This window comes from Flavobacterium buctense, from assembly GCF_014486695.1.
In the GTDB taxonomy this organism is placed as follows: Bacteria; Bacteroidota; Bacteroidia; order Flavobacteriales; family Flavobacteriaceae; genus Flavobacterium; species Flavobacterium buctense.
The window spans coordinates 317,005-329,048 of record NZ_JACTAB010000004.1; the positions used below are offsets into that span (position 1 = coordinate 317,005).

12 protein-coding genes are annotated in these 12,044 nt (G+C 34.9%); 8 read left to right on the top strand and 4 right to left on the bottom strand.

All coding sequences use genetic code 11. From position 1 onward, the window contains the following. Positions 1-23: 23 nt before the first annotated feature. Entirely contained in the window at positions 24-170 is a 147-nt protein-coding gene (locus ICG50_RS08840) for a hypothetical protein (RefSeq protein ID WP_187660543.1), read from the top strand. A gap of 47 nt (positions 171-217) precedes the next feature. On the opposite strand, the gene ICG50_RS08845 is transcribed toward ICG50_RS08840, so the two are convergent. Then, entirely contained in the window at positions 218-3,643 is a 3,426-nt protein-coding gene (locus ICG50_RS08845; protein WP_187660544.1) for a methylmalonyl-CoA mutase family protein, read from the bottom strand. Between the two features lie 202 nt (positions 3,644-3,845). On the opposite strand from ICG50_RS08845, the gene ICG50_RS08850 reads away from it, so the two are divergent. Then, a complete protein-coding gene (locus ICG50_RS08850; RefSeq protein ID WP_187660545.1) occupies positions 3,846-4,559 on the top strand; it encodes a DUF4197 domain-containing protein in 714 nt (237 codons plus the stop codon). Positions 4,560-4,723: 164 nt separating this feature from the next. Here ICG50_RS08850 and ICG50_RS08855 read toward each other — a convergent pair whose 3' ends face one another. Next, the gene (locus ICG50_RS08855) at positions 4,724-5,533 is read right to left on the bottom strand and encodes an ABC transporter substrate-binding protein (RefSeq protein ID WP_187660546.1); all 810 of its coding nucleotides are present in this window, start codon (positions 5,531-5,533) and stop codon (positions 4,724-4,726) included. A gap of 6 nt (positions 5,534-5,539) precedes the next feature. Beyond that, on the bottom strand, positions 5,540-6,355 hold the full coding sequence (gene pyrF, locus ICG50_RS08860) for an orotidine-5'-phosphate decarboxylase (protein WP_187660547.1): 816 nt from the start codon (positions 6,353-6,355) through the stop codon (positions 5,540-5,542). 273 nt (positions 6,356-6,628) lie between these two features. On the opposite strand from pyrF, the gene ICG50_RS08865 reads away from it, so the two are divergent. The 5 genes from ICG50_RS08865 (at position 6,629) to ICG50_RS08885 (ending at position 10,184) form a co-directional block, all read left to right on the top strand. Further along, positions 6,629-7,186 (top strand): helix-turn-helix domain-containing protein, encoded by a 558-nt coding sequence (locus tag ICG50_RS08865; RefSeq protein ID WP_187660548.1) that lies wholly within the window; start codon positions 6,629-6,631, stop codon positions 7,184-7,186. Positions 7,187-7,189: 3 nt separating this feature from the next. After that, complete coding sequence (locus tag ICG50_RS08870; RefSeq protein ID WP_187660549.1) at positions 7,190-7,636, top strand: response regulator; 447 nt, start codon at positions 7,190-7,192, stop codon at positions 7,634-7,636. Between the two features lie 10 nt (positions 7,637-7,646). Next, positions 7,647-9,437: a sensor histidine kinase gene (locus ICG50_RS08875; RefSeq protein ID WP_187660550.1), complete on the top strand. Its 1,791-nt coding sequence runs from the start codon at positions 7,647-7,649 to the stop codon at positions 9,435-9,437. A gap of 173 nt (positions 9,438-9,610) precedes the next feature. Next, positions 9,611-10,003: a hypothetical protein gene (locus ICG50_RS08880; RefSeq protein WP_187660551.1), complete on the top strand. Its 393-nt coding sequence runs from the start codon at positions 9,611-9,613 to the stop codon at positions 10,001-10,003. A 28-nt stretch (positions 10,004-10,031) separates the two neighbouring features. Further along, positions 10,032-10,184: a lmo0937 family membrane protein gene (locus tag ICG50_RS08885; protein WP_187660552.1), complete on the top strand. Its 153-nt coding sequence runs from the start codon at positions 10,032-10,034 to the stop codon at positions 10,182-10,184. 173 nt (positions 10,185-10,357) lie between these two features. Here ICG50_RS08885 and prfA read toward each other — a convergent pair whose 3' ends face one another. Beyond that, positions 10,358-11,431, bottom strand: a complete 1,074-nt coding sequence (gene prfA, locus ICG50_RS08890; protein WP_187660553.1) for a peptide chain release factor 1 — start codon at positions 11,429-11,431, stop codon at positions 10,358-10,360. Positions 11,432-11,536: 105 nt separating this feature from the next. Here prfA and ICG50_RS08895 point away from each other — a divergent pair, with 105 nt between their 5' ends. Further along, on the top strand, positions 11,537-12,013 hold the full coding sequence (locus ICG50_RS08895) for a DUF6265 family protein (RefSeq protein ID WP_187660554.1): 477 nt from the start codon (positions 11,537-11,539) through the stop codon (positions 12,011-12,013). Positions 12,014-12,044 lie beyond the last annotated feature (31 nt).

A 12,044-nucleotide genomic window follows, 5' to 3' on the forward strand; every position in this document is an offset into this window, starting at 1 on the left:
ACAAAAAAATGTACTTTTGACGAATGGGAAGAAACAATCCAAAAAACATCAAAGCGCACAATGACAAACTTCACAAGGCGCAAGATAAGGAGAAAGCTAAGAAAGCTGCTCGTGCCGAACAGCTAAAAGCTATAGTAAAAAAGTTTAATGAAAATAAAAACGAAAAATAAAAACCTCACATTGCTGTGAGGTTTTTTTATATATAAAAAGTTTTTGTTTACATATTTCTTCTATACTGTCCGCCTACTTCAAACAAGGAAGATGTAATTTGACCTAACGAACAATATTTCGTTGCTTCCATCAATCTTTCAAACAAGTTTTTATTAGAAATAGCTGCTTCTTGCAACATATTCAATTGCTCTTCTTCAATACCTGTGTTGGCTTTATGAAGCGTTTCCAATGTTTTGATTTGGAATTGTTTTTCTTCTTCTGTTGCACGAATGACTTCCATTGGTACAACTGTTGGAGAACCTTTTGAGCTCAAGAAAGTATTTACACCGATGATTGGGAATTCTCCGGTATGCTTCAACGTTTCGTAGTACAAACTTTCTTCCTGAATTTTACTTCTTTGGTACATCGTTTCCATTGCACCCAAAACACCGCCGCGTTCTGTGATTCTGTCGAATTCTTGCAACACAGCATCTTCCACTAAATCAGTCAATTCTTCAATGATAAATGAACCTTGGATTGGGTTTTCGTTTTTGGCTAATCCTAATTCTTTATTAATAATTAATTGGATTGCCATCGCTCTGCGAACCGATTCTTCTGTTGGCGTAGTAATCGCTTCGTCATAAGCATTCGTATGTAAGGAATTACAGTTGTCATAAATTGCATACAATGCTTGTAACGTCGTACGAATATCATTAAAATCAATTTCTTGGGCATGTAACGAACGTCCCGAAGTTTGGATGTGATATTTCAACATCTGTGCTCTTTCGTTAGCACCGTATTTTTGTTTCATGGCTTTCGCCCAAATTTTACGCGCTACTCTACCAATAACGGCATATTCCGGGTCGATTCCGTTGGAGAAGAAGAACGATAAGTTGGGTCCGAAATCATTAATGTTCATCCCACGACTCAAATAATATTCTACGTAAGTGAAACCATTTGCTAAAGTAAACGCCAATTGGGTAATTGGGTTCGCTCCTGCTTCGGCTATGTGGTAACCTGAAATCGAAACCGAATAGAAGTTACGGACATTCTTTTGGATAAAATATTCCTGAACATCACCCATCAATCGCAAAGCAAATTCAGTCGAGAAAATACAAGTATTCTGTGCTTGGTCTTCTTTTAAAATATCGGCTTGAACCGTTCCGCGCACTTGCGTTAATGTTTTGATTTTGATATCGTCATAGATTTCTTTAGGCAAAACTTGATCTCCGGCAACACCTAAAAGTAGTAAACCTAAACCGTTATTTCCTTTCGGCAAATCACCGTTGTATCTTGGACGAGCTACTTTTTTGGCTTTATAGATTTCGTTGATTTTTTCTTCAATTTCGACTTGAAGATTGTTTTCAATGATGTATTTTTCACAGTTTTGGTCGATAGCGGCATTCATAAAGAACCCCAACAACATTGGCGCCGGACCATTAATCGTCATCGAAACCGAAGTCATCGGATGACTCAAATCGAAACCGGAATACAATTTCTTAGCGTCATCCAAACAACAAATAGAAACTCCGGCATTCCCGATTTTACCGTAAATATCCGGACGCAAATCTGGGTCATTTCCGTATAAAGTTACAGAGTCAAAAGCGGTTGATAAACGTTTTGCCGGCATTCCCAATGAAACATAATGGAAACGACGGTTGGTTCTTTCCGGTCCGCCTTCTCCGGCAAACATACGCGTTGGATCTTCACCTTCTCTTTTAAATGGATATAATCCTGAAGCAAAAGGGAATTCTCCCGGTACATTTTCTTGTAAATTCCATTTTAAAATATCACCCCAAGCTTGGTATTTGGGTAACGCCACTTTTGGTATTTGACTGTGAGACAAACTTTCGGTATGGGTTTCAATCTTGATTTCCTTATCGCGGACTTTAAAGCTGTAAACCGGATTTTTATATTTAGTAACCTTGTCATTCCATGTCAGGATAATTTCCCAATTGAATGGATCAAGGTTCATTTTTACTCGGTCAAATTCTTTAACCAATAAGTTTAAGAAATCTTTGTTATACTCATTGAAATTCAAACTATTAACTTCAATTCCGGCTTTATCAATAGTCGCTTGTTTTTTACTAACCGATTCTATTGTTTTATAAATGCCGTACAACTTTTGAGCGACTTCCACTTGGGTTAAAACCGTTTCATCATATTTGCGATTGTTCTCCGCAATTTCAGATAAATAACGCGTTCTGTGTGGCGGAATGACGAATATCTTCTCGCTCATTTCACGAGTGATTTCGAAAGTCGATTTTAAATCGGCACCCGTTTTCTCTACAATCTTATCCATGATTTTTTTGTAGAGTGTGTTCATGCCAGGATCATTGAATTGTGATGCAATAGTTCCGATAACCGGCATTTCATCCGGATTGATATCCCAAAGATTGTGATTGCGTTGGTATTGCTTTTTCACATCGCGAATCGCATCCAAAGCACCGCGTTTGTCAAACTTATTAATCGCTACCAAATCAGCAAAATCAAGCATGTCAATTTTCTCTAATTGGGTTGCGGCACCAAATTCAGGCGTCATTACATATAAAGAAACATCGGAATGTTCTAAAATTTCAGTATCGCTTTGCCCAATACCTGAAGTTTCCAAAATAATAATATCGTATTTCGCGGCTTTCAAAACTTGAATCGCTTCGTTTACATATTTTGACAAAGCTAAATTCGATTGACGAGTAGCCAACGAACGCATATAAACTCTAGGATTATTGATAGCGTTCATACGAATTCTATCGCCTAATAAGGCACCACCGGTTTTACGTTTAGATGGATCAACCGAAATTAATCCGATAGTTTTTTCAGGGAAATCGATTAAGAATCTACGAACTAACTCATCGACTAAAGATGATTTACCTGCACCGCCGGTTCCGGTAATTCCAAGAACTGGTATGTGTGTGGTTTCGTTTTTCTTGTGAATGGCGTCCAAAGTTTCCTTGGCTACATCCGGAAAATTCTCTGCCGAAGAAATCACACGAGCAATCGCCGTTGGATTTTTTTCTTCCAAATGGTTGATTTCACCATTTAATTTGTCCCCAACAGGATAATCGGATTGTTTTACCAAATCATTAATCATGCCTTGTAATCCCATAGAACGGCCATCATCCGGAGAATATATTCGGGTAATGCCGTATTCGTGAAGTTCTTTAATTTCTGTCGGCAAAATTACACCGCCGCCGCCGCCAAATATTTTGATATGACCCGCACCTTTTTCCTTTAATAAATCGTGCATGTATTTGAAATACTCATTGTGTCCACCTTGATAAGACGTCATAGCAATAGCATTGGCATCTTCTTGAATGGCAGTATTAACCACTTCTTCTACACTTCGATCGTGACCTAAGTGAATTACTTCTACTCCGGTCGCTTGAATGATACGTCGCATGATGTTTATAGCGGCATCATGACCATCGAAAAGTGAAGCAGCAGTTACAATTCTGACTTTATTTTTTGGAATATACGGGATTTGTGGTTCCATTTTGAGAATATGATAATTTAAGTGCCGCAATTTACGCAATTAATAAAAATTATACCGTAAATAGGTGGCATAATTTTTGCCAAGTTTAGACAAATATTAACAGTTGCCTAATAATCTATTTTTAACTTTGACATTCAAATCTTTATCCTTCAGCACCATGAAAACTGAGAGCCGTGAATACCAAAAAAACAATTTACTAAACATGACAAAAACATTTCTTGCCCTTTTTATCTCGTATAGCTTATTAAGTTGTGCAGAGCTGCAACAAGTAGCCAATCAATTCCCTGAGTTAAATCAGAATGCTCAACTTGACATTGCCGGTGGATTAAAAGAAGCACTTAACAATGGTATTTCGAAACAAGTATCAAAACTAACCGCTATGGATGGTTTTTATAAAAATGAGGCCGTAAAAATTTTGATGCCTGAAGAATTACAAAAAGTGGATAAAGCTTTGAGAAAAATCGGTTTAAGTTCACTAGCCGATGATGGGATTAAAATGCTGAATCGTGCCGCTGAAGATGCTGTGAAAGAATCAACACCTATTTTCGTAGATGCTGTAAAGCAAATGAGTTTTACAGATGCTAAAAACATTTTGATGGGGAATGAAAGTTCGGCGACAACTTATTTACAAACTACAACCAAGACGCCATTGTATGCTAAATTCAATCCGGTGATTAAAAATTCATTTAATAAAGTAGGAGCTGATAAAGTTTGGAGCAATATCATCACAAAATACAACGCCATTCCTTTAGTAAAAAAGGTGAATCCTGACTTGACTGATTACACCACCAACAAAGCTCTAGAAGGTGTATACAAAATGATAGCTGTGGAAGAAAAAAACATCAGAACCGATTTGAGTTCGAGAACTTCACCTTTGCTACAAAAAGTTTTTGCCCTTCAAGACAAGAAACTATAACCATTCTAAAATTTTAGAAATCAATAACATAAGAATAACATAACGTTAACATTAGAACATGAAAACGAGCCTTATCTTTGCAATGTAATAAATTTGGTTTTTTATTATATTGGTTAGGTTAGTTAAAAAAATGGCCGGTGCTTGGGAAAGCATCGGCATTTTTTTTAAGCTATTTTTTCCTGTAGTTTTTTGAAATAGGCAAAGGCTTTAACCAATCGGGTACCATGCCATGAGAACATTTCTCCATCAACAAAAACAGTCTTGGCATGATGTGTAAATCTTCCTAATTCAAATGCATGTTCATCAGTAAAAGGAAACGGTTCAGAAGAAAGCAATACGATATCAGGATCACCTTGAATTCGCATTTTTTGGACAATCACTTCAGGATATCTCCCTTCGTATTTGGGATTGTTATCGTAAATATTTTCAAACTTATTCAGCTTTAATAACTCATTGATAAAAGTACCTCCTGCAGCTACCATATAGGGGTTGGCCCAAATAAAATAAGCAACTTTAATAACCGGTTTGTCTTTGATAAAATTTTGGAAATCGGTGTGAGCAAAATTGATTTTGTCCATCCATTTTTGCGCTTCAGTTCTTTTATTAAAAAGAGAACCAAAGTCTTCTATCATCTTTAAATTATCATCCAATGTGATGATGTTTGTTACCCAAACCGTACAGATTTTAGACAATTCTTGGACTATTTCTGAAGTATTCTCTTCTTTATTGGCTATGATAATATCAGGTTGCAACAAACGAATTTTTTCGAAATGCACTTTTTTAGTACCGCCAATGATTTTTTTGGTCGATTTAAAATGAAACGGATGTACACAAAACTTGGTAATACCAACAATACTTTCTTCTAATCCCAAATCATAAAGCAATTCTGTTTGCGATGGCACTAAAGAAACGATTCGTTTAGGTGTGGTGGTAAAAGTATGGGGTATTCCGAATTGGTCTGTGAGTGTTTTCAAATTGAATTAAAATTTCATAATAGCTTCCATTTCCTGCTGCAATTTAATTGCTTCTTCCCTTGCTTTTTGAGCAAAATCAGTTTCATTTGAAGCGTAAATGATGCCTCGTGAAGAATTAATTAACAAACCAACATCCTCATTCATTCCGTATTGACAAACTTCAGTAAGACTTCCGCCTTGCGCGCCAACTCCCGGAACAAGAAAGAAACTATTCGGAACCATTTTACGGATTTCAGCAAAGTATTCTGCTTTAGTAGCGCCAACAACATACATAAGGTTTTGACTGTTTTTCCAGGTTTTAGAAGTTTTGATTACTGTTTTGTATAGTTCTTCACCCTCAACATTTTTAGTTTGAAAATCAAAAGCGCCTTCATTAGAGGTTAAAGCCAACATTATAGTGTGTTTGTTTTCAAAGGCCAGAAAGGGTTCTACTGAATCTTTTCCCATATAAGGCGCAACTGTAACGGAATCAAAATTTAAATCCTCTAAAAAAGCTTTAGCATACATGGTGGAAGTATTCCCAATATCACCGCGTTTAGCATCGGCAATCGTGAAAATTTGAGGATAGTTATCGTTGAGATAATTAATGGTTTTTTGCAAAGATGTCCAGCCTTTCAAACCATAAGCTTCATAGAAAGCGGTATTGGGCTTGTACGAAACACATAAATCATGTGTAGCCTCAATAATGGCTTTGTTGAATTCAAATATCGGATCTTCAAGGGCCAATAAATGTGGTGGAATCTTAGTTAAATCGACATCCAAACCTATGCATAAAAAGGATTTTTTTTGGCGGATTTGCTGAACGAGTTGTTGTGTTGTCATTTTTGTTAGTTGTCTGTCTGCCAAAAAGCAGATGGTGCAAAGTTACAAATTGGAAAACGAAATGTGAAAATATTATAACATTACCTTAAAATTATATAACTACCTTTTTTTACACTTGAAATATCTTTGTAATGCTGATAATAAGTAATGCCTTAATTATTGTCACGGTTACTAAAAAGTTGGGGTTAGAGAGAAAAAAAAGCCGTATTTGTTTACGGCTTTTTTGATGAAAATAATTTGTTATATTTATAAGCAATAATAATTCGAATCTTTATGAAAATCTTTATCAAGTTTGACTTTAATGCCGTTTGTCGAAAAGTCTTGGAAGACAAATTGATTAAGTACGATATTAAACACCGCGTGCTGGGTTTTGGTGAAGTAGAAATTTTGGAAAAAACTAACCCTCAAAAATTTAACGAATTCACTGAAGAATTAAAGGAGTATGGTATTGATATTATTGAAAATCAAAAAACTATTTTGGTTCAAAAGATGAAAGATACTATCAATGAAATGATTCACAGTCCTGAATTAGTAAATGTCAAAAGCTCTGTCTATCTTGCAGAAAAATTGAGTCACAGCTACGGCTACCTATCCAATTTGTTTTCTGATGTAACCTATACCTCTATAGAGAATTACATCATTATGCAAAAAATAGAATATGCGAAGCAACTAATTGTAAACGGACAACTAAATTTAACTGAAATTGCATTTAAACTCAATTATTCGAGTGTAGCTCATTTGAGTACTCAATTTAAGAATGTAACGGGTATTACGCCTTCTGCCTTTCAAAGAATTATTACCAAGAGAAGAGAAATTGCAAACAAAAAATAATTTATGGTCAAAGAATATATTCACATAATTTTGGCTGACGACGACGAAGACGACAGACTTTTTTTTACCGATGCTTTCGATGAATTAAAAATCAATACAAAAGTCAATACATTTAATGACGGTGTTGAACTAATGAACTATTTGAATCAACCGGAAGCAATTTTACCCAATGTATTATTTCTGGATTTGAATATGCCTAGAAAAAATGGAATCGAATGTTTGGACGAAATAAAAAAGAATGACCGTTTTAATGATATAGCGATTGCTATATTTTCAACTTCCTCATCGGAAGAACATATAGAAGAAACTTTTGTCAGAGGGGCTAATATTTATATTAAAAAACCTAGCGACTTTGCTACTTTGAAAAAAGTTTTGTCGGATGTAGTGACGATCAATTGGCAATACTATACCTCTGGTTTAAATAAAGATAATTTTTTATTGCGACTGTAAAAACTGTACTATGAAACTAAATGCGTTTTATAAATCTCCCATTTTTCTTAAAAGCGTTTTTGTCGTTTCAATTTTTGCTATATTTTTTATTTCTGCAGTGACATTTAAACACATCAACTTGCTGAATAAATCGGCTACATGGGTGAATCATTCTTATGATGTTAATTTAGAGTTAGAGCGATTATTCTCTTATTTAAAAGATTCTGAAACCGGTCAACGTGGTTTTTTAATTACCAAGGATTCTACTTTTCTGGAACCTTATATTCAGGCCAAAGAGAAAATTGATAGGTCTTTCTCAATTGTAAAGAACTACACTAAAAATGACCCGGCTCAGGAAAATAACCTGAGAAAACTGCAGTTATACATCAACAAAAGACAAAACTATCTTTCGCTGACTTTGCATCTTTCTTTAAAAAAAGGCCTGAATGACAAGGAATTAAAAGAGAAACTTTTAGTCGGTAAGTATACTATGGATAGCGTTCGTAGCCAAATAAACACAATGATTCTTTTGGAAAAAGAAACTTTGAAATCAAGAGAACTCAGTTATAATGACACCATCAAGGTAACCCCTATTTTTATTTACATCACTTTACTAATCACTTTAGTACTCATTTCCGTTTCCTATATTAGAATAAATCGAGATTTAGAAAAACTTCAAGTTTCGAATAACCGCTTGACCGTCTTAAACGAATCAAGTAATTTGGCGGAAATTGTGGGTAACTTTGGAAGTTGGCAATTGAATATTGATACTGATCAATATACCTTCTCCGATAATATTTATCGATTACTGGGTTGCGAACCACAAAGTTTTAAAAATGGTCAAGATGATTTCCTTAAATATGTACATGCTGAAGACAGAACTTATTTTGAAGGCATTAATTCCAAAAGATTGGAAAAGGAAAACCTTCCTTCATTTACCTACAGAATCATTAGAAAAGACAAACAACTAAGGTATTTTAGAACCACAGGTCGGATTGTAACCAATAGATCCGGACAAAATATATTAATCGGAACTACCAGTGACGTAACTGATGAAGTACTAGCTTCTTTGTCTTTGGAACAACAAAATATTGAATTAGAAGCCAGTAATAAAGAGCTCGTTGCTTTTAACTATGTGGCCAGTCATGATTTACAAGAACCATTACGTAAAATTCAAACCTTTATTTCCAGGCTTTCTGACAAAGAGTATGATTCACTTTCAGATAGTGGAAAAGAATACATCACCCGAATTCACTCATCAGTAGACCGAATGAGAATTCTTATTGACGATTTGCTGCAATATTCAAGGGCAAATAAAACCGAAAAAGTATTTGAAAAAGTCAGTTTAGATACCTTACTGGAAAACGCCAAGTTTGATTTGGCTCAATCCATTGAAGAAAAAGGTGCTATGATACAAAGTGAAGCCCTTCCCAAAATGACTGTTATACCCTTTCAAATTCAGCAACTTTTTATCAATCTGATTGGAAACTCATTAAAATACAGTAAGGAAAAGGTTACACCTAAAATCAAAATTTCTTGTAAAAAAGTAACTGCATTAGAAGAAGACTTAATTCCGAAAAACACTAAAGACAAATTCTACAAAATAACATTTGAAGACAATGGCATTGGTTTCGAACAAGAATATGCTGAAAAAATATTTATTCTTTTCAACCGGCTTCACAATAAAAATGAATATGCCGGTACCGGAATCGGATTGGCCATTTGCAAAAAAATTGTTGAAAATCACAAAGGCTATATTTTTGCAGAAGGTAAGCCTAATGAAGGCTCAAAATTTACAATCTACCTTTCTGAAGATTGTTAAAACAAACTTACTAATATTAAAATCCTATGATAGTCACATAGGATTTTTTTGTACATGATGGTAATTCTATAACAATTAAAAAAATTGTTGTAACACAAAAAAGGACAAAGGATTGCAATTTTGTAAAAGAATAAATCAATTTTATTTCTGTCAAATCTATAAAACTTTGCCTCATGAAAAATTACATCCTACTATTTACAGCACTATCTCTTTTTGGAGTGAATGCTCAAGAAAAAGAAGAAAAAAAGCTAACCATTGATCCGAAAACCAATTGTGAATTGCGCTATTTCTATTTCCCCAATATGGAAGCCTATTACGACCTAAAAAATGAAATTTTTCATTTCCAAGAAAACAATACTTGGGTAACGAATAAGCATCTTCCAAACAATTATGGAGGGTATTCGCTTTACAAAAGAGAGAGAGTTACACTGACTGATTTCGAAGGGGATAATCCGGAACAACTGATTAAAATACACAGAAAAATGTATCCGTATAATGCTAAAGGAAGAGTACAAAGACCAGATCAACCGCTACTTTTGGGTGTTTCGGCAGTGTTTTTAGAATAAAATAGTGAAAATAAAATAAATGTATGTCATGCGAAATTTATTATACACTTTAGCTTTAGTACTGGTGATACTATGGTTTCTTGGATTCCTTGTTTTTAACATTGGTTCCATAATTCACATACTGTTATTGATTGCAGTGTTGGCGATTTTACTAAAAATTATTAAAGGAGAAGAAATATAATCAAAACATTTGCATTAGTTTGCGTTTCCATTACCCCTGTGAATTCCTTAAAATCGAAAATGATATAGCCGAGAAAGGTATGGTACTGATTACGCTGAGAATTGCATATCAATTGAGGCTATAATTTAATAAACACAAAAAAAGGCTAAATTATACGGTTAGCCTTTTTAAATTTAGAAAACTTCGCTTTCTTTTAACTTCTCCATATTGTTGACCAATTGGAGTTCGTCAACAAATTTTTGAATTTTACCATTCATTACGCCATCCATATCAAAAACGTCTAATCCGATTCTGTGATCGGTTACACGACCTTGCGCATAGTTATAAGTACGGATTTTGGCAGAACGGTCACCCGAACTTACTTGAGAAGTACGTTTGGTAGCATCTTCGGCTTGTTTCTTAGCCAATTCTTGTTCGTATAAACGAGAACGCAATACTTCCAATGCTTTATCTTTATTCTTATGTTGTGATTTTTGATCCTGACATTGGGCCACCAATCCTGAAGGAATGTGAGTTAAACGAACTGCCGATTTGGTAGTATTTACAGATTGTCCGCCTGGTCCTGACGAACAGAAAAAATCTACACGAACATCATTCATATCAATTTGCACATCAAACTCTTCGGCTTCCGGTAAAACCATTACGGTTGCTGCCGACGTGTGAACACGACCTTGAGTTTCCGTTTGTGGTACACGTTGCACACGGTGAACACCGGCTTCAAATTTCAAAGTACCGTAAACATCTTCGCCGGTAACTTCAAAAATTACTTCTTTAAATCCTCCGGATGTTCCTTCATTCATATCTACAACAGATGTTCTCCAACCACGAGATTCACAATATTTGGTATACATTCTGTACAAATCTCCGGCAAAAATAGACGCTTCATCACCACCGGTTCCGGCTCGAATCTCTACCATAACGTTTTTGGCATCTTCAGGATCTTTGGGAATCAACATAAATTTGATTTCCTCTTCCAATTCCGGCAAACGCTCTTTGGCTTCGTCCAATTGCATTTTGGCCATTTCAACCATTTCAGCATCAGAACCATCGGCTATAATTTCGTTGGCTTCTTTGATATTGGCGTCTAGGGTAACATATTCATCGCGTTTTTCCATTAACGCTTTCAATCCTTTGTATTCCTGATTTAACTGTACATAACGTTTTTGATCGGAGATGACATCAGGCTGAATAATCAAATCTGATATTTCGTCGAAACGTTGTTTTACATATTGTAATCTGTCTAACATGAGTTTGTCTTTCTATTTTGGAGTGCAAAAATACAATTTTTTGTTTCAAGTTTAAAGTTAAAGGTTTCAAGTTTTTTTCTTAGTATTGTAAATCAAAAAAAGAGTATGAAAAGCATTATAATTATATCAGTTGCCATTTTGTTTGTTTCTTGTCAAAATAAAGGAGAAAAAAAATTTGATAAGTTAGAAAAAATGAATTGGCTCGTTGGCCAATGGGAAAACAAAGCTCCGGAAGGTCTTTTGACCGAAACTTGGACTAAAGAGAACGACAGTACCTTTTCGGGTCAAACTTATTTTATTAAAAACGAAAAAGACACTGTGCATTCAGAAAGCATCGTTTTAACCCAATTAAAAGAGGAGCTGATTTACAGACCAACCGTAAAAGGGCAAAATAATGATGAGCCGATAGATTTTAAATTAACTTCTGCCGTTGAAAATAGTTTTGTTTTTGAAAATTCCAAACATGATTATCCTCAAAAAATAACTTATAAAAAAATTAATGACAAAGCATTGGTTGCGACCATTTCGGGAAGCCAACAAGGAAAACAAAGCTCAGAAAGTTACCCGATGAAGAAGAAATAACACTTTAATTCTTACTAAAAAACTAGGCTTC